16 protein-coding genes and 3 tRNA genes are annotated in these 18,838 nt (G+C 56.4%); 12 read left to right on the forward strand and 7 right to left on the reverse strand.

Going from position 1 to position 18,838, the window contains the following annotated elements:
- Positions 1-32 precede the first annotated feature (32 nt).
- Positions 33-2,756 carry a DNA gyrase subunit A gene (gene gyrA, locus GS646_RS07170; RefSeq protein WP_171648416.1) on the reverse strand — a complete coding sequence of 908 codons (2,724 nt, stop codon included), beginning with the start codon at positions 2,754-2,756 and terminating at the stop codon, positions 33-35.
- A 192-nt stretch (positions 2,757-2,948) separates the two neighbouring features.
- Here gyrA and GS646_RS07175 point away from each other — a divergent pair, with 192 nt between their 5' ends.
- A complete protein-coding gene (locus GS646_RS07175; RefSeq protein WP_171648414.1) occupies positions 2,949-3,218 on the forward strand; it encodes an usg protein in 270 nt (89 codons plus the stop codon).
- Positions 3,219-3,319: 101 nt separating this feature from the next.
- A complete protein-coding gene (locus tag GS646_RS07180) occupies positions 3,320-4,015 on the forward strand; it encodes a hypothetical protein (RefSeq protein ID WP_171648412.1) in 696 nt (231 codons plus the stop codon).
- Here GS646_RS07180 and GS646_RS07185 read toward each other — a convergent pair whose 3' ends face one another.
- Positions 4,016-4,969 (reverse strand): radical SAM protein, encoded by a 954-nt coding sequence (locus tag GS646_RS07185; RefSeq protein WP_171648410.1) that lies wholly within the window; start codon positions 4,967-4,969, stop codon positions 4,016-4,018.
- Between the two features lie 164 nt (positions 4,970-5,133).
- On the opposite strand from GS646_RS07185, the gene zwf reads away from it, so the two are divergent.
- The 4 genes from zwf to GS646_RS07205 all read left to right on the forward strand — a co-directional run bounded on the left by zwf (position 5,134) and on the right by GS646_RS07205 (position 10,670).
- Complete coding sequence (gene zwf / locus GS646_RS07190) at positions 5,134-6,588, forward strand: glucose-6-phosphate dehydrogenase (RefSeq protein ID WP_171648408.1); 1,455 nt, start codon at positions 5,134-5,136, stop codon at positions 6,586-6,588.
- Positions 6,585-7,256, forward strand: a complete 672-nt coding sequence (gene pgl / locus GS646_RS07195; RefSeq protein WP_171183380.1) for a 6-phosphogluconolactonase — start codon at positions 6,585-6,587, stop codon at positions 7,254-7,256. The genes zwf and pgl overlap by 4 nt, the downstream gene beginning before the upstream one ends.
- A gap of 4 nt (positions 7,257-7,260) precedes the next feature.
- Complete coding sequence (gene pgi, locus GS646_RS07200; RefSeq protein WP_171183379.1) at positions 7,261-8,865, forward strand: glucose-6-phosphate isomerase; 1,605 nt, start codon at positions 7,261-7,263, stop codon at positions 8,863-8,865.
- A 185-nt stretch (positions 8,866-9,050) separates the two neighbouring features.
- A complete protein-coding gene (locus GS646_RS07205; protein ID WP_171183377.1) occupies positions 9,051-10,670 on the forward strand; it encodes a long-chain-fatty-acid--CoA ligase in 1,620 nt (539 codons plus the stop codon).
- Positions 10,671-10,689: 19 nt separating this feature from the next.
- Here GS646_RS07205 and GS646_RS07210 read toward each other — a convergent pair.
- Positions 10,690-10,764, reverse strand: a tRNA-Asn gene (locus GS646_RS07210).
- Between the two features lie 306 nt (positions 10,765-11,070).
- Between GS646_RS07210 and GS646_RS07215 the strand changes: the two genes are divergently transcribed.
- Entirely contained in the window at positions 11,071-11,514 is a 444-nt protein-coding gene (locus GS646_RS07215) for a hypothetical protein (RefSeq protein ID WP_216602071.1), read from the forward strand.
- A gap of 427 nt (positions 11,515-11,941) precedes the next feature.
- Here GS646_RS07215 and GS646_RS07220 read toward each other — a convergent pair.
- Both GS646_RS07220 and GS646_RS07225 read right to left on the reverse strand, forming a co-directional pair.
- A tRNA-Asn gene (locus GS646_RS07220) sits at positions 11,942-12,016 on the reverse strand.
- Positions 12,017-12,092: 76 nt separating this feature from the next.
- Positions 12,093-13,007 carry an MBL fold metallo-hydrolase gene (locus GS646_RS07225; protein WP_171183375.1) on the reverse strand — a complete coding sequence of 305 codons (915 nt, stop codon included), beginning with the start codon at positions 13,005-13,007 and terminating at the stop codon, positions 12,093-12,095.
- 44 nt (positions 13,008-13,051) lie between these two features.
- Between GS646_RS07225 and GS646_RS07230 the strand changes: the two genes are divergently transcribed.
- Both GS646_RS07230 and GS646_RS07235 read left to right on the forward strand, forming a co-directional pair.
- The gene (locus GS646_RS07230) at positions 13,052-14,371 is read left to right on the forward strand and encodes an ATP-binding protein (protein WP_171090275.1); all 1,320 of its coding nucleotides are present in this window, start codon (positions 13,052-13,054) and stop codon (positions 14,369-14,371) included.
- Between the two features lie 98 nt (positions 14,372-14,469).
- Positions 14,470-15,006, forward strand: coding sequence for a hypothetical protein (locus GS646_RS07235; RefSeq protein ID WP_171090273.1), 537 nt, complete (start codon positions 14,470-14,472; stop codon positions 15,004-15,006).
- 147 nt (positions 15,007-15,153) lie between these two features.
- Here the strand turns inward: GS646_RS07235 and GS646_RS07240 are convergent.
- A tRNA-Ile gene (locus GS646_RS07240) sits at positions 15,154-15,230 on the reverse strand.
- 107 nt (positions 15,231-15,337) lie between these two features.
- Between GS646_RS07240 and purM the strand changes: the two genes are divergently transcribed.
- The 3 genes from purM (at position 15,338) to rnd (ending at position 18,248) form a co-directional block, all read left to right on the forward strand.
- Positions 15,338-16,384 (forward strand): phosphoribosylformylglycinamidine cyclo-ligase, encoded by a 1,047-nt coding sequence (gene purM / locus GS646_RS07245; RefSeq protein ID WP_171647035.1) that lies wholly within the window; start codon positions 15,338-15,340, stop codon positions 16,382-16,384.
- A complete protein-coding gene (gene purN, locus GS646_RS07250; protein ID WP_171183371.1) occupies positions 16,381-16,977 on the forward strand; it encodes a phosphoribosylglycinamide formyltransferase in 597 nt (198 codons plus the stop codon). Before purM ends, purN begins: the two co-directional genes overlap by 4 nt.
- A gap of 113 nt (positions 16,978-17,090) precedes the next feature.
- On the forward strand, positions 17,091-18,248 hold the full coding sequence (gene rnd, locus GS646_RS07255) for a ribonuclease D (protein ID WP_171183369.1): 1,158 nt from the start codon (positions 17,091-17,093) through the stop codon (positions 18,246-18,248).
- A gap of 6 nt (positions 18,249-18,254) precedes the next feature.
- Here rnd and GS646_RS07260 read toward each other — a convergent pair whose 3' ends face one another.
- The gene (locus GS646_RS07260; RefSeq protein WP_171183367.1) at positions 18,255-18,785 is read right to left on the reverse strand and encodes a hypothetical protein; all 531 of its coding nucleotides are present in this window, start codon (positions 18,783-18,785) and stop codon (positions 18,255-18,257) included.
- Positions 18,786-18,838 lie beyond the last annotated feature (53 nt).

Raw genomic sequence — 18,838 nt, forward strand, 5'->3', positions numbered from 1 at the left:
TCGGGTTTTTCTATTTTAACGGTTTGGAATGATTACTCTTCTGTCTCGTCCTCGCCCTGATCGGCGATCCAGGCAACGCTGACAACTTCTTCGCCCTTGCCAGTGTTGAAGACCCGTACACCACCCGCACTGCGGGACCGGAAGGAAATCCCCTCGACCGGGACACGGATCGACTGACCTTTGGACGTGGCCAGCATGATCTGGTCGTCGATCTCGACCGGGAAGGATGCCACAAGCTCACCGCCGCGCATCGCCTTGTCCATGGCTGCCACGCCCATACCACCGCGTCCGCGGACGGGGTAGTCGTGGCTGGAGCTTAGTTTGCCTGCGCCGCCGGTGGTGATGGTCAGGATCAAGTTTTCCGAGGCAGACATTTCGGCATAGCGTTCCTGTGTGATCGAACCTGGCGCTGCTTCATCTTCATCCGTCTCACCATCGTCGGCAATGCCTGCCACGGCGCGGCGTCGCTTAAGGTAGGCCGCACGCTCATCAGCTTCGGCCTCAAAGTGACGGATCACCGACATCGACACCACGCGGTCGCCATTGGTCAGCTTAATGCCACGCACCCCGGTGGACTCGCGCGAGTTGAACACGCGAACATCGGTGGTGCGGAAGCGGATCGCGCGGCCCGAATTGGTGACCAGCATCACATCTTCGTCTTCCGAACAGATGCGGGCATTCACCAGCTCCACGCCTTCGGGCAGTTTCATCGCGATCTTGCCGTTGCGGCGCACATTGGTGAAGTCCGACAGACGGTTGCGGCGCACGTCGCCCGCGCTTGTGGCGAAGACGATTTGCAGGTTCTCCCACTCTTCATCCGGCACGTCCACGGGCATGATAGCGGCGATGGACACACCGGTCGGGATCGGCAGGATGTTGACGATCGCCTTGCCCTTGCCGGTCCGGCTGGACTGCGGCAAGCGCCAGGTCTTGAGCTTGTAGACCATCCCTTCGGTGGTGAAGAACAATAGTTGGGTATGCGTGTTCGCCACAAAGAGGTTGGTAACGACGTCCTCTTCCTTGGTCTGCATCCCCGACAGGCCCTTGCCGCCACGTTTCTGCGCGCGGAAGTCGGCCAGCGGCGTGCGTTTGATGTAACCGCCCGAAGTGACGGTCACGACCATGTCTTCGCGCTCGATCAGGTCTTCGTCTTCCATATCGCCGGACCAGTCGACGATCTCGGTACGGCGGTCTACAGCGAATTGTTCACGAACACTTCGCAGCTCATCTGCGATGATGCCCATGATGCGCTCGCGCGAGGACAGAATATCCAGATATTCCTTGATCTTGGCAGCCAGGTCTTCCAACTCGTCCGTGACCTCTTTGACACCCAATTGGGTCAGGCGTTGTAGGCGCAGTTCCAGGATGGCACGGGCCTGAACTTCGGTCAGGTTATAGGTGCCATCGTCATTCATCTTGGACAAAGGATCGTCGATCAGGCGCAGATAGCCTTCGATCTCGGATGCCGGCCAACGGCGGGTCATCAGTTTTTCGCGCGCTTCGGCGGCGTCTGCCGAGGATCGGATCGTGGCAACCACCTCGTCCACGTTCGACACGGCCACGGCCAGACCACACAGGATGTGGCTGCGCTCTCGCGCTTTGCGCAGGTCGTACGCGGTGCGACGTGCCACAACATCTTCGCGGAAGTCGATGAAGGACGTCAGGAATCGGCGCAGGGTCAGCTGCTCGGGTCGGCCTCCATTCAAGGCCAGCATGTTGCAGCCGAACGAGGTCTGCATCGGCGAGAAGCGGAACAGTTGGTTCAGGACCACCTCGGGCGTCGCATCGCGCTTCAGTTCGACCACGACCCGTACGCCATTGCGGTCGGATTCGTCCTGCACGTGACTGACGCCTTCTATCCGTTTCTCGCGCACCGCTTCGGCGATCTTTTCGATCATCGAGGCCTTGTTTACCTGATACGGGATCTCATCCACGACAATCGCATAGCGATCCTTGCGGATTTCTTCGACACGGGTCTTGGCGCGGATGATGACGCTGCCGCGACCTTCCAGATAGGCTTTGCGCGCACCAGATCGGCCCAGCATGACGCCACCCGTTGGGAAATCGGGGCCGGGGACATATTCAATCAACTGCTCTGAGGTCAGGTCAGGATCGTCGATCAGGGCCAGAGTCGCATCGACGACTTCGCCAAGGTTGTGCGGCGGAATATTGGTCGCCATACCCACAGCGATACCACCGGCGCCATTGACCAGCATATTCGGGAAACGCGCGGGCAGAACGGTTGGTTCTTTGTCCTTTCCGTCGTAGTTGTCCTGAAAATCGACCGTCTCTTTTTCGATATCAGCCAGCAGGGACGCGGCAGGTTTGTCCATGCGTACTTCGGTATAGCGCATCGCCGCTGGGTTATCGCCGTCCATCGAGCCAAAGTTGCCCTGACCATCCAGCAAAGGCAGCGACATCGAGAAATCCTGCGCCATTCGTACCAGCGCGTCATAGATAGCTGAGTCACCGTGCGGGTGGTATTTACCCATTACGTCGCCAACCGGACGCGCCGATTTGCGATAGGCTTTGTCGTGGGTATTCCCCGTCTCGTGCATGGCGTACAGAATACGCCGATGCACCGGCTTCAGCCCGTCGCGCAAATCCGGGATCGCGCGGGATACGATGACCGACATGGCATAGTCCAGATAGGACGTGCGCATTTCGGATTCGATGGAGACCGTCGGGCCGTCATAAACTGGGCGCTCTGGCGGGGTTTCGTCCATGTTTTCAGGAATTTCTGGCGTATCGCTCACGTAAACTGCCCGATCTTTGGCTTGGGTCTATATCTTGTGGATGCACCTTATCAGACCCGGCACATAAGGTGCAAGCAAGCAGCGCATTGAGCGCGAAAAACCACGGTAACGTCCCGGTAACATATTGTTATCCAAGAATTAGAAGGTTTCTGTGCTAGCCTGAAGAGACCTTGCAACAAACCGGAGGTCCGCATGAAGCCAAGCGAAACCGAATTGATGCTTAAAGGGTACGGTCTGACAACGGCAGAATTCTTCTATCATATGCCCGACTATATCCACGTCTTGAACACGTTCATCTGGCAGGACTACGACCTTGCGCCGGATCATCCGAAACTGTTCGAATTCATCGATTTCTGGCAGCGAGAGATCGAAGGGCCGCTGCATTCCGTCAAGTTTACCCATCGCAAAATGATCGCACCGGGCGAGTGGCGCAACATGGTGGGTGAGTTCCGAGTGAACTAAGCAGATGTGAAAGTCTGACCGAGCATCGAAATACCCGTTCTCATTTAGAGCAAGTCGGGTATGGTGGCAGCCAATTCGTTGGAGCCACAGGATAAAAAACGATGAAACGAGCGGTACTTTTTACTGCAATGCTGAGCCTGAGTGGCCCTGTATTTGCCGAAGGCGTTCTGGGCAAGATTAAGAAAGGTGCTGAAAACACCGCAGATGCGATCGGTCGTGGCGCGGAAAGCGTCGGTGACACAATCAGCAAAGGCGCTGAGGCCGTCGATGAAACCATCAATTCCACGTCGGATCTGCTGTCCAACGAAGCAACGCCGGAAGAAACGCGTGCCAAGCTGGACGTAATGGCAGGAGAGATCCTTGATCAGTTGCTTGCCGAAAACCCCGAAGCGCAGTCACTCTATGACGTCAGTGCAGGTTATGCAGCCTTCGACTCGCGCAAGATTTCGGTCTTTCCGGTGTCGGCAGGGTATGGGCGCGGTGTGGCCGTTTCAAAAGACACCGGGCAGCACACCTATATGAACATGGGCACGGGTGGTGTAGGTGCGGCCATCGGCATCGGCGGCTTTGAGGCCAAGTTTGTGATCCTGTTCGAAACCCCGGCTGACCTGGAACACTTCATAACCCATGGCTATGACGCAACGGCTGAAACTGGTGCCATGTATGGTGAAGAGAAAACAGGTGAAACCGTGCGTTTTACCGACGGGCGCTCTTTCTTTGTGCTCAGCAAAAAAGGTTGGCGCGTGTCAGCAGGTGCATCCGGCACAAAGTTCTGGAAATCGCCCGAACTGAACTGATCACCCCGAGCAGCTGGCACCGCCCAGAACGCAAAACTTGGCGCAATGAGGGTGGTTGAGGTGAACATCCGCCTCGGCTTCGGCCAGGCTGTGCCCCATCTCGAATTCTGGTTCGTAAGGCAGCAACGTGCAGGCCAGAACGGCAGGGCGATCCGCACCTTTGCGTTTGACCACCATGCGCGAACTTGCGCACATCACCGCATTTGGGGATTTGTCTAGAATTCCCCAGCAGGCGGTTGTGATTTCAGGCACTTCCACGGTCTCGTCCATCTCGGGGAACAAAACGGTCTGCGCCGGATCGTTGGGGTCGATGTTAAAGCGATGCTGGGCGAAGAACGCAGCATAGCCCGCGCGGCTTTCTGCATCCGTGTCCCCCCAAACCGTTCTGCCTGCGATCGCCATGTTGAAGCCGTGATCGCGCAACCATTCCATTCCGGCAACGGTTTTGTCGAAACTGCCTTTGCCACGCTCTTCATCGTGCAGGTCGGGGCGGTGGTGATCGACCGAGATGCGCAGGGTCAGTTTGTCGTTGTATTTGTTCTGCAACTCCAACAAGCCTTCGCGCATCTTGCGGCGCATCATCGGGGCCATCGCATTGGTCAGAATCAAGACCTCATATCCACGGTCCAGCGCGGCACGTGTCATCTCGATCATCTCGGGGTTCATAAAGGGTTCGCCGCCGGTAAAGCCGATCTCGCGCACGGGCCAGTTGCGCTCTTTAATTTGATCCAGATAGTCACGAACCTCATCAGCGGTCAGATAAACCAAAGCGTCATTGGTCGGGCTGCTGGCGATGTAACAGTTCACGCATTCGATGTTGCACAGCGTACCTGTGTTAAACCAAAGCGTATCTGGCTGGGTCAGTGAAACTGTTGCGCGGGTCTGCCCGTCTGCCGTCTCCAATTTGTTTTGAAACTTGCCGATATTGGCGAGCTGTGGGGCGTTGTCTTTCATTCCCGCATCCGGTTTTTTTGAAGTCGTCGGTTTGAACTAGCGTGTTGTTTGGGATTTGGTAAGGGTGACGCGACGGTTCTGACAGAGTTTTGATGAGCTTTGTGTTTTCAGATTTGATTGCGCTAACATTGGACATGCCGAAAGGGGCGGGGTAAGGACAGCTTATGGTTTCACGCGTCATCCCAGTTGATCCTTTTGATCTGATCATTTTCGGCGGTACCGGCGATCTTGCGCAGCGCAAAATCCTGCCTGCACTTTTCCGTCGGTTCTGTGCGGGGCAATGGCATGAGGATGCTAATATTCTTGCCGCAGCCCGGGCGAACCATACTGCGGAAGAATTTCGTGAGATGGTTGCCGATGCATTGCGCCAACACGCGCCGAAGCGGGTGCAGGACAGCCGGGCGCTGACGCGGTTTTTGCAGCGCGTCGATTACGTGTCGCTGGATGCCATGACTGCAGAAGGCTGGGATGTTCTGGGCGAAAAGCTGTCGCCGGACCGCATAAGGGCGTTTTATTTCTCTGTCGGTCCAGGTTTGTTCGGCCCGTTGGCCGAGCGGGTCAGGGCGCATAATCTGGCGACGGACGACACCCGCATCGTGGTGGAAAAACCGTTTGGCCATGATCTGGACAGTGCGCGGGCCCTGAATGCCACGCTGGCTGCGCATTTCGACGAGAGCCAGATTTACCGGATCGATCATTATCTGGGTAAGGAAACCGTGCAGAACCTTATGGCTGTGCGCTTTGGCAACATGCTGTTCGAACCCTTGTGGAACAGCCAATATGTCGACCACATCCAAATCACGGTTGCGGAAACCGTTGGGATTTCCGGGCGCGAGGAGTATTACGAGCGCGCAGGTGCAATGCGAGACATGGTGCAGAACCACCTGATGCAATTACTCTGCCTGATCGCGATGGAACCTCCGGCCAAATTTGATCCTGACGCAGTGCGCGACGAGAAACTCAAGGTAATCCGAGCGCTTGACCAGGTAGAGCCCCATCACATTGTGCGCGGCCAGTTCGCTGCAGGGCCAGATGGGCCGGGATACAGGGACTGCGTTGGCAATCCGCGCTCAACCACCGAAAGCTACGTGGCGTTGAAGGCCCACATCAGCAACTGGCGGTGGGCTGGTACGCCATTCTATCTGCGCACGGGTAAGCGGTTGGTGGCGCGGTCTTCGGTGATCAATGTCATGTTCAAGGACGCGCCGCATTCGATCTTCGGGGAAGAAGCCGGACGGCACGCCAATGCATTGTCGATCCGTTTGCAACCCAATGAAGGGATCACCTTGAAGGTGACGATCAAGGAACCGGGGCCGGGTGGGATGCGTCTGGTCGATGTCCCACTGGACATGAGCTTTGCCGAAGCGTTGGGACCAGAAAATCAGGATCCGCCGGATGCTTATGAACGGTTGGTGATGGATGTGATCCGGGGCAACCAGACGCTGTTCATGCGCGGGGACGAGGTCGAGGCCGCCTGGGCCTGGACCGATCCGATCATCGCTGGCTGGCTGGCGCGCGGCGACGTGCCGAAACCTTATGACAGCGGCAGCACAGGGCCGGGCGACGCCGAGCTGCTGATGAAAAGAGACGGTCGCCGTTGGCAAGGAATCAAGCCATGAATATTCTGGAATATGCAGACCGAGAAATGCTGGCCATCGACGTAGCCAATACCTTGGCGGGTGATCTGGAAGCTGCACTGCTACATCATGAGACAGTCGCATTGGCCGTTCCCGGTGGGACAACGCCGGGGCCAGTGTTTGACAGTCTTTGTGCGGCTGATCTGGCGTGGGACCGTGTGCGTGTTCTGCCCACTGATGAACGCTGTGTACCTGCCGACCACGAGCGTTCGAACGAGCGCTTGATCCGTGAAAGACTGCTGACCAACCGAGCTTCTGCCGCGCATTACATCCCGCTTTATGTGCCTGGTGCGGAACCAGAGGCGGCATTGCCTGAAATTGAATCCCTGATCGCGCCAGTGTTGCCGTTGTCGGTTCTGGTGCTTGGGATGGGTGACGACATGCATACGGCTTCGTTGTTTCCGGGGATGGAAGGGTTGGCGGAAGCGCTGGACAGCAATGCGCCAACGCTGGCTGTTGCGCGTACAGAGGTGCAACCCGAAGCGCGCATTTCGCTGACAGCGCCGATTTTGGACGGCGCGCTGTCAAAGCACCTGATCATCTACGGTCAGGCAAAGCGCGATGCTTTGGAAAAGGCCATGTCGCTGCCACCTGAAGAAGCACCAATCGCCGCAGTGCTGAGCGGTATGACTGTCCATTGGTCGGAGTAAACACATGCAACTGGACGCTTTGAAGGCATTGGCAGACGCGGACCGCCGTATCTTGGACCTGTTTGAGGCAGACGCGAACAGGGCCGAGGCTTTTTCGGCTTCGGCCGGGGATATGCTTTTTGATTACTCCAAGACGCAGATCGACGAAAACGTGCGCGCGGGGCTGATCCAACTGTGCGAGGACGCCGGTCTTGCGGCGCGGCGCGATGCGATGTTTGCGGGCGAAAAGATCAACGAAACTGAAGGGCGCGCGGTGCTGCACACGGCCTTGCGCAATCTGGAGGGTGGGCCGGTCGAAGTCGATGGTCAGGACGTCATGCCCGAGGTTCTGGACACGTTGCAACGGATGCGGGTCTTTGCCGAGGAAGTGCGCGGCGGTGCGATTGCGGGGGCAGGGGGAAGCTTTACCGATGTGGTCAATATTGGCATCGGTGGGTCTGATCTTGGTCCTGTCATGGCCACTCACGCGCTGGCTCCGTATCATGACGGGCCGCGCCTGCATTACGTCTCGAACGTGGATGGTGCGCATATCGCTGACACGTTGCGTCAGTTGGATCCGACGCGGACTTTGGTGATTGTCGCCTCGAAAACCTTCACCACCATTGAGACAATGACCAATGCGCGCACGGCCCGCGCCTGGATGTCCGAAGGCGGAGGCGATCCATCCCGGCAGTTTGCCGCCGTATCCAGCGCATTGGACAAGACGCAGGCGTTTGGCATCCCCGAAGCGCATGTGTTCGGTTTCGCTGATTGGGTCGGAGGGCGCTATTCGGTTTGGGGGCCAGTGGGCCTGCCGGTCATGATCGCTGTCGGCTCAAACGCGTTTGATGCGTTTTTGCGCGGTGGGCAGGCGATGGATCTGCATTTTCGCTCGGCGGATTGGGCCGAGAACATGCCCGTCATGCTGGCGCTGGTAGGTATCTGGCATCGTCAGGTTCTGGGCCACAGCAGCCGCGCCGTGCTGCCCTATGATCAGCGGCTGTTGCGGCTGCCCGCCTATTTCCAACAGTTGGAAATGGAATCGAACGGCAAATCAGTAGCCATGGATGGGTCTTCGCTGACTGTTCCTTCGGGTCCTGTGGTCTGGGGTGAGCCAGGTACAAATGGTCAGCACGCGTTCTACCAATTGATTCATCAAGGCACGGATGTCATCCCTTGCGAGTTCATGGTTGCCGCCGAAGGGCACGAACCCGAGCTGACCCATCATCACCGCCTGCTTTTGGCCAATTGTCTGGCGCAGTCCGAAGCCCTGATGCGCGGCCGGTCACTGGACGAAGCGCGGGACCGTATGGCGGCAAAAGGGCTGACAGATGCGGAACTGGAGCGACAGGCGCGGCATCGGGTTTTCCCCGGCAATCGTCCGTCCACCACTCTGATTTATCCGAAACTCACACCATTCGTACTGGGTCAGATCGTTGCCCTGTATGAGCACCGGGTGTTTGTCGAAGGTGTGCTGTTGGGTATCAACTCTTTCGACCAATGGGGGGTAGAGCTGGGTAAGGAGCTGGCCACGTCGCTTGGCCCCATTGTGGACGGTGAAGAGAGCGCCCAAGGCAAGGACGCATCCACCGCTGCGCTGGTCGCCTATGCGTTGAAACATCGGGATTGACGTCTGAAAACGCAACGCGCTTCACTGGAGCGTTGCATTCTTTTATTGTCAGACAATTAAATGCTTGGCAGGGTTCCATCCTAGGAAACGACTGGATTGACGCAATGGGGCCTGCTCCTAGCTGTTAATGTCAGATGGATAAGGCAGGGGTCATTTAAGACGCCGCCAATGACGGGAGGATGTCCATGCTGGGACAGATGATGACGCAGCCTTTGCTGATTTCGTCACTGATTGATCACGCAGAGCGCTACCATGGCCAGACCAGTATTGTCTCGGTCGAGACAGATGGAACGGTCACCAAAACCAACTGGGCCGAGATTGCGGTGAACGCCCGACGCCTGGCATCGGCGTTGACTGGACTGGGATTGGAACCGCAAGACAGGATCGGGACTCTGGCTTGGAACAACCGGCGGCATCTGGAGATATACTACGCGACGTCAGGCTCTGGCTTTGTTTGCCATACGGTCAATCCGCGCCTGTTCCCCGAGCAAATGACCTACATCATCAATCACGCTCAGGATCGTGTGCTGTTCTTTGATGCAACTTTCATTCCGCTTGTGGCTGCACTGCATAGTGCGCTTACAGAGGTCAGGCACTTTGTCTTGATGGGGCCGCGCAATGAAGAGGCAGCGTCACAGATCCCTGATCTCAAATTCTACGACGAACTGATCGAAACAGGAGACGCCGGGTTCGTATGGCCTGATTTGGATGAAAACACCGCATCAAGCTTGTGTTACACCTCTGGCACGACGGGCAATCCGAAGGGCGTGTTGTATTCCCATAGGTCTACGTTGCTGCACAGCTTCGCGTCGAACACAAAAGATGTGATCGGGTATTCGGCGATGGACGTCGTCATGCCTGTTGTGCCGATGTTCCACGTCAACGCTTGGGGGTCGCCCTATGCCTGTGCCATGTCAGGATCACGACTTGTGTTGCCCGGGCCGGATTTGCACGGAGAAGCATTGGTCAACCTGATCGACACTTATGGAGTGACGCTGGCCATGGGGGTGCCCACCATTTGGCAAGGTCTGCTGGCCCATGCCGCCAAATGCGGGACCGAGTTGAAAAGCCTGGATCGAACAGTGATTGGCGGGGCAGCCTGCCCGCCCTCGATGATCGAAACCTTCCGCGAAAACTATGGCGTCGACACGGTTCACGCCTGGGGCATGAGCGAGATGAGCCCTCTGGGTACAGCAAACTACCCTCTGGCCAAACACATGCAGTTGCCGTCGGAAGAACAGCACGCAGTCCGTCTGAGCCAGGGTAGACCGCCCTTTGGGGTCGAGCTGAAAATCGTCGATGATGATGGCAATGACCTGCCACATGACGGCGAAACGCAAGGCGATCTGATGGTGCGGGGGCATTGGGTTCTGGACAGCTACTTTTTGTTGCAGGATCAGCAGCTTCTGCAAGACGGCTGGTTTGCCACTGGGGATGTCGCCACGCTGGACCCGGATGGCTACATGACCATCCGTGACAGATCCAAAGATATCATCAAATCCGGTGGCGAATGGATCAGTTCGGTCGAGCTTGAAAATATCGCGGTCGCGAATCCCAAGCTTGCAACTGCCGCTGTTGTGGGCGTGCCGCACCCGAAATGGGATGAAAGGCCCTTGCTGGTCGCTGTGAAGGCTGAAGGTGAAGACCCAAGCGAAGACGAATTGCTGCGTTTCTTTGAAGGCAAGATTGCCAAGTGGCAGATCCCGGACAAAGTGGTCTTTGTCGATGCACTTCCGCTGAACGCAACGGGGAAGGTCCTTAAACGCAACCTGCGCACGGATTTCGAAGACGCCCTGAAGGGCTGAAAAAAGTTTTAAGTAAGAATGGCTCCGGCGGTAGGGATCGAACCTACGACCAATTGATTAACAGTCAACTGCTCTACCGCTGAGCTACGCCGGAACGGTTCGCGCCGTATAGCAATCGAATTACCGGTCGTCCAGAGGGTGTATGAGTTTTTTCAGTGATTTCTAGTGATGCGTTTGCCTGCCGTTACAACCGGCTTTTTCAGAGTTGAATTGGATGGATTTGGTTCCGGTGGCGGGGTTGGTTGAGCGACGTTGTTTTGCCCGCCATTGGGATTTCCAACGCGAAGATCTTGACCAGAGGTGCCCGGCGCTGTGGCCGTATTTCAATAGAGCATCCGGGCTGTTTTACGCAGACACCTGAGGCGGTCTTGTTGTTTTCAACAAGGTGTGCTTGGTTGAAATGATTAAGGAAAATCAGAAATTAAGTGTTGCACATATCATGAATCAGCCAATCAAGGGATCAAACAAATCCAAGGATAGCGAAACTGGAATGACGCCTGAGAGCGCCGAATTGCAAAAGGGTCAAGAACCCGAAAATTCTACCTTTGATCTGGAGTTCAGCTTCGAGTTGGATCGCGCAAAACTTGAAACGGCCAAGCAGCAATTGCACGATTCTATGAAGCGATCTTCCGACTTTGTTGGCGCTTTGGTGCGGCTGGGAATATTGGCGACCCTCGCGGCATTTATCCATGCCCGAAGTCAAGAGTATCCCAGCGATGCTTTCTATGGGCAAAGCTTGTTCGTTTTTTCTGTTTTTCACTTGGCTTGTTTTGGCTCTGAAAACCACTGGCTATGTGGTTTTCGAGATAATGGCGTTAAAAGTTACAGTATTTCAGTGGTTTGACTCGAAAATAAACAGCGTAGAAGAAAGTAATCCGAACAAGCCTAGCCACAATTTTAAGGTTCAGTTGTTGAAAGGAACACTTATCGGAAGCGCTGTACTGTTTTGGTTGGTTGCTTTCAGCGCCCTGATCACTTTGATCTATGGAGTGGCTATCAGTGCATTTTATGAAATTCCGGAGTTTGTAAAAAATCGGTGAAGCTTTCCAAATGGACTTGGAAGAATATCCAGTTCCTTTCCAAGCAAAATCTGATGTGGCGTTAGTTGGCGGGGCGGTCAGTCAGATCTTTGAAAGCAGTTATTCCAAGTTCAAAATCAATCCGAGCCGATCAACAATCAACCGATAGTTGCCGAGGCACGCGCCATCAACGGAAGCCAATGATATGACTGACTTGATATAACTTGGGTGTTTGAGTTGGTGATCACTTGTTGGCTCCGGCGGTAGGGATCGAACCTACGACCAATTGATTAACAGTCAACTGCTCTACCGCTGAGCTACGCCGGAACTGAGGCGCGTATAGCAACCCGGATTTCCGGCGTCCAGAGGGGAAGCGCGCGAAGCGCAAAAATTTTTCTAGGTTTCAGCCGATGCGATGAAACTTGGCTGTGACAGACATTTCTCCGCGTGGGAGAACTTTGTTTTTTCCAAACAGATCAACAAGGTGCGCAAAGACGTTCCGCTCGGCAGCAGGTAATAGGGCAGTGGGTGTGTCGGTATAGATACGCTCGGCCAGTTGTCGGGCTGTGCCGTCTGCCTGTTCCAATGCAGACAGAATCTGAGCCTCGCGGGTTAGCCGATGCTGGATCAACCAGTCCAGACGCTCGGCGGGGTTTGTAATTGGTGCCCCGTGCCCTGCGTGGAATACCGACCAGCTCCGGGCACGCAGGCGGCGGCAGGCCGCCATGAAATCCGTCAAATCTCCGTCCGGGGGTGAGACTAACGAACTGGCCCAACCCATCACGTGGTCTGCCGTGAAACAGGTGTTCTGCCAGCCCAGAGCGATGTGATTTCCCAGATGGCCGGGGGTGTGAATGACCTCCAACTGCCAACCGTCACCAGCAATGACCTCACCGTCTTCGACTTCCACATCCGGGCGAAACGCCGAGTCGATACCTTCGCCACCTCCGGTCATACCTTGCGCGACCAAATCGGTCATGACGTCGCTTCGTCCCGCCTCTGGCCCGCCAAAGGCATAGATCGGAGCGCCTGACCTTTGTGATAGGGGCGCAGCAAGGGGGGAATGATCCAGATGCGTGTGCGTCACGACAATATGGCTTATCTTTTGCCCCGGCTTCAAAGCATCGAGAATCGCGTTCAGATGCGCCTCGTTTTCAGGGCCGGGGTCGATCACAGCGATGTCTCGATCCCCAAGCAAATAAGTGTTGGTACCACGGTAAGTCATGGGCGACGGATTCGGGGCCAGAATGCGCCACAGCCCCGGTTGCAGATCGACCGCAATACCTGCGGTTGGATTGAAATCGTCAGGTGCCTGCATTCTGCGCTCTTCCTCTTATCCGGGCGGCCCGCTAGGTTTAGCCCATGTCTTCGCAATGGCTCAAACCCTATCTGCCTCGCAGCCTTTACGCCCGCGCCGCCTTGATTCTGGTTTTGCCGGTGATCGTGTTGCTGCTTGTGGTGGGCATTGCGTTTATTCAGAAACACCTGGAAGACGTCACCGGGCAGATGACAAGCGCCGCCTCGCGCGAAGTGACCCTGATCACCACGATGATCGCAGATGCTGAAACCCAGCAAGAGGCTGTGGCCGCGATGCGCCCCGATTTGCAAGCCCTTGAAATGCAGGCGCGTTTTCTGGGCGTGAACGAAGAACCGATGATAGGGGCGCGGCGTTGGTATGATTTCATTGCACCGCAAGTTCAGGCTGACCTTCAGGCGAATTTGCCCGATCTGGTTGCCGTTGCTCTGCCAACCAGCCGCGAGGCGCGGGTCTATATGCAAACGCACCTTGGCGTGTTGCAACTGACCTTTGATCGGCGCAGGTTGTCACCGGTTGCGCCGCACCAGTTGATCGTGACGATGGTGTTTTTCGCGGTGATCATGACCACGATTTCCTTTCTTTACATGCGCAACCAATTGCGGCCGATCACGCGATTGGCCGATGCTGCGCAGGCGTTTGGTCGGGGGCGGGTCGTGCCGTACACCCCCGGTGGTGCAATCGAAGTACGCGCGGCCGGGAATGCGTTCCTGGACATGCGCGCCCGGATCGAACGTCAGATCGAACAACGAACCTTGATGCTTTCTGGTGTCAGCCATGACCTGCGCACGCCGCTGACCCGTCTGAAGCTCGGACTGTCCATGCTGCCCGAGGATGAGGCCGCACCTTTGCAGCAGGACGTGACAGAAATGCAGTCTTTGCTGGACGCTTTTCTGGATTTCACACGTGGCGCTGCGGAAGGGTCCCCCGAGGAGGTGCAGCCCGACGTGTTTATTCGCCAGATCGTCGAGGATGCTAAGCGCGCCGGGCATCAGGCCGATTTAATTGGGGTTGAGGGGCAGGGGACAGTTATGTTGCGCCCCATGGCCATTCGCAGGGCCGTTGAGAACCTGATCGGAAATGCGGTGCGCTATGGATCACGTGCTGACGTGAGCTTGACGCTGAATCCCAAGTCTATGCGTATCCGTGTCGAAGATGATGGTCCTGGTATTCCGGTCGAGGAACGCACCGAAGCGGTCAAGCCTTTCACCCGACTTGACCCTGCGCGCAATCAGAACAAAGGCAGCGGCGTAGGGCTGGGATTGGCGATCGTGGCGGATATTGCCCGTGCTCATGGTGGAACCTTGCGGCTGGCAAAAAGCGAGCGTTTGGGCGGGCTTTGTGCGGATATAATAATCGGTCGGTAGCCAAAATTCTCTTGCTAATTAAATGCATGCAATTTTGTGATTTTGTATAAGCATGTCATTCTAACCCCAGTTTTCAAACGACGTGGGGTTCAGAGAAAATGATTAAAGCAGCTCTTAGCAATATTGAGAAAGTCGTTGTTACTGTCACTTCATTGTTTGCGCTAGTTCCGATCACGCAATTCGCACGGGAAGCCGAAGATCGAAAATTCGAACGCATGGCAAGCTTCATTGCGCTTGGCGATACCTGCAGCAATTGGATGCAGGAAGAAGTGATTCAGGGGATGGCGTTTGAGCTGAAGCACTTTGTCCAGGAAGACGCAGACGAGTTCGCACCTATTCCGGTTCAGGTCCGAGCAAACCAGGTGATCTATTGCTCATATGTTCTGGATTACTTCCAGGCTGAGTTTGCAAAAGTCTATGGTCCACCAGATCCGGATCAGGAATACTACGAACCAACTGCGGATGAATACTTGGCCATGCTGTATGACGCCTCACATTGGTCCGTACCGATCGATTTTAAAGACTACCTTGTGACCGTCAGAAACCTGCCAAATTCGGCTGGGACACATACGTTCTACGAAACACAAAGCCCTTGGTGGCTGGCTGACAGCGTAGAAGAGTTTCTGGAGTATTAATTCCACCGGTCTAAAGAGCTTTGGCATGTTCTACGTTTTGTATCCCGGTGCAAACAGGTCAGACATTTCGACTTCGCTGGGTTCGGCACGCCAATTGGCCCAAGGGCGAAACGTTTATCTTTTCTGTCAAAGCGTTAGGCGGTTATTTGGTAGGCCCGGCAGGACTTGAACCCGCAACCAAAGCGTTATGAGCGCTCTGCTCTAACCAATTGAGCTACAGGCCCGCCACGGCGTCTTGCCTATCACGGTGAACGCCCGCGTCAAGCCTGACCGTTGCAACATGTTGCACAATCGACTAACCCGCCCGCAAAGCATTCATGAGGGACCGACCATGACAGCGGGTAAGAACGGAATCACCTATGCCGATGCAGGCGTGGATATTGACGCGGGCAACGCTCTGGTCGATCGGATCAAGCCCGCCGCCAAGCGGACCAACCGCCCCGGCGTGATGAGCGGGCTGGGTGGCTTTGGTGCGTTGTTCGACCTGAAAGCCGCCGGGTATCAGAACCCGATTCTGGTGGGCGCAACCGACGGCGTGGGCACCAAACTTCGGATTGCAATTGATACCGGCGTTGTGGATGGGGTCGGCATCGATCTGGTGGCCATGTGCGTCAATGACCTGATCTGTCAGGGGGCCGAGCCGCTGTTCTTCCTGGACTATTTTGCGACCGGCAAGCTGGACACCGACACGGCAGCTCGGATCATCGAAGGCATTGCCGAGGGTTGCGCGCAATCCGGTTGTGCGCTGATCGGGGGCGAGACGGCTGAGATGCCGGGCATGTATCCCGATGGTGACTTTGATCTGGCTGGTTTCTCGGTTGGTGCTATGGAACGTGGTGCGGATTTGCCCTCGGGTGTTCAGTCGGGTGACGTACTGCTGGGTCTGGCCTCGAACGGTGTGCATTCCAACGGCTATTCTCTGGTACGCAAACTGGTCGAACTGTCAGGGCTGGGTTGGGACGCGCCGTCGCCCTTCGGTGAAGGATCGCTGGGTGAGGCTCTGCTGACGCCCACGCGTCTGTATGTCAAACCAGCATTGGCTGCGGTCCGCGCCGGTGGCGTTCACGCGCTGGCCCATATCACAGGCGGTGGTCTGACCGAAAACCTGCCGCGTGTGTTGCCCGAGGGGTTGGGGGCCGAGATCGATCTGGACAGCTGGCAATTGCCACCCGTCTTCAGCTGGATGGCGGAAACCGGTGGCATCTTCGAAGCCGAAATGCTCAAGACCTTCAACTGCGGCATCGGCCTGATTGTCGTGTGCCAGGCAGACAAGGCGGATACGTTGTCGATCTTGCTGTCCGACGCAGGTGAAACAGTCGCGCGGATCGGCACCGTAACCGAGACGCCCGGTGTTGCCTATTCGGGCAAATTGCTGTGAGCCACAAGCGCGTCGCGATCCTGATTTCCGGCGGTGGGTCGAACATGGTGTCGCTGGTCGACAGTATGACCGGCGATCATCCGGCGCGGCCTTGTTTGGTGCTGTCCAACGATGCACAGGCAGGCGGGCTGAAAAAAGCTGCGGACCGTGGCATTCCGACCGCAGTGGTTGATCACCGCCCGTTCAAGGGGGACCGCGCCGCGTTTGAGGCCGAGCTTTTGAAGCCCTTGCAAGAGGCACAGCCGGACATTGTATGCCTAGCAGGTTTCATGCGCGTGCTGACGGGGGATTTTGTGTCCAGGTTTCGGGGGCGGATGCTGAACATCCACCCCTCTTTGCTGCCGAAATACAAAGGTTTACACACCCATGCCCGCGCCATTGAGGCGGGTGACTCCGAACATGGCTGCTCGGTTCATGAAGTCACTGCGGCGCTGGATGATGGCCCGATTTTGGGGCAGGCGAAGGTACCTGTTGAGCAGGGCGACACCCCGGATTCACTGGCTGCGCGAGTGCTGGTTCAGGAGCATGTGCTCTACCCCGAAGTGTTGCGCCGTTACGCAGAAGGCAACAGGTCGCCCGTCCTGTTGCCCTGAACCCGCTCTGGGTGATTTACACCCGCCCGATAATCGGCCTATGGTCGACGGTAACGCTCGGGACGTAGAAAAACGGGCAGTCACAAAAACCAAGAGCGATACTAGTACGGCGCATGAAAACCCTGACGACGACGCAAGAGCTGGCCAACTTCTGTAAGGCCGCTGCAGGCTATCCTTATATCACAGTCGACACCGAATTCCTGCGTGAGAGGACGTATTACTCCAAACTCTGCCTCGTGCAATTGGCGGTTCCTTCCGAAGACGAAGACAGCGCGGTTTTGGTGGATCCGCTTGCTGATGATCTTTCGCTGGAACCGCTTTATGAGCTGTTCAGCAATGAAGACGTGGTAAAGGTTTTCCATGCTGCCCGTCAGGATCTGGAGATCTTCTGGGTCGAGGCTGGGGTGTTTCCTAACCCTCTGTTTGACACACAAGTCGCGGCAATGGTTTGCGGCTTTGGTGAACAGGTGGGTTACGAGACATTAGTGCGCAAGATCTGCAAGCAGGGAGTCGACAAGACTTCTCGGTTCACGGACTGGTCTCGGCGTCCGTTGACAGACGCGCAGAAAACCTATGCGTTGGCTGATGTCACCCATCTTCGCAAGATTTACGAACACCTGGCGGCTGAACTTGAAAAGACCAAGCGCAGCCATTGGGTAGGGGAAGAACTGCGCACGCTGACGCAGCCTGCCACCTATGACATTCGTCCGGAAGAGGCATGGAAACGGGTCAAGACGCGGACAAATTCGGCCAAGTTTCTGGCTGTGGTGCGGGAACTGGCCCAGTTTCGCGAAGCTTACGCGCAGGAAAACAACGTTCCTCGGAACCGGGTTTTCAAGGACGATGCGCTGATTGAACTGGCGTCAACCAAACCCAAAACGCCCTCGGATCTGGGCGGATCGCGTCTATTGCTGCGCGAGGCACGAAAGGGTGCGATTGCCGAAGGTATTTTGGCCGCGGTAAAACGTGGGGTGAATTGCCCTGCGGATAAGCTGCCTAAGGTCGACACGTCGCGGGACAAGCTGAAGGTCAACCCGGCATTGGCCGACTTGCTGCGCGTTCTTCTAAAATCCAAAACAGAAAGTTCCGGCGTAGCTGCCAAACTGATCGCCACAAGCTCTGAACTGGATCAGATCGCCGCCGGCGAGCGCGACTTGCCCGCCATGGCAGGCTGGCGGTTTGAAGTCTTTGGTGAAGACGCGCTGAAACTTTGTGAAGGCAAGATCGCGCTGGCCGCCAAGGGGCAGGCCGTCAAAGTGGTCTCGCTTTAGCGGCGCTTAGCGTCGCCGCGATTCCAACGCGTTCTGCTGCCCGACCACGCGAACCAGTCGAATACCTTCAAGATCCTGACGGCTGACGTTGACTGCGTCCGACACCATGCGGGTACGTTCGGACCCTTGCAGTGTTTGTGCGCTGGGATAGTTCACCAGGAACTCAAATTCCATTGTGCCGTTCTTCTCGTTTTCTTCCGAGTTCACACGAACCAGGCGCGCATTGTAGGCACCCTGACGGACGGCCGTTCCCGTAGCATAAATGATCGCTCCGGTGGGAGTGGCATCGATGCGCAGTTCGTCTATCTGACCGATCCGAATGCTGGAGTCCGCGATATTCGGGCGCGAAAACAGGCCCGTGCCTTGTCTTTGCTGAGGCACCAAAGCATCAGCTGCGTTAGGGTCCGGCGGTGTTTCAGTTTTAACCGATCTGCTGGAGCCAAACCAATTCGACGGGTTCACCCGAGAATCACGCCAGCCGCTGCATGCAGTCAGGGTCAGCGTGGCGATGATAAGAACGGACAGAGATTTTTGCATAGACCCACAGCTTTTCACACGAATTCAAGCAATGGGTTAGCGCAATTTCCTCG

Source organism: Ruegeria sp. HKCCD4315, from assembly GCF_013112245.1.
Lineage (GTDB): Bacteria > Pseudomonadota > Alphaproteobacteria > Rhodobacterales > Rhodobacteraceae > Ruegeria.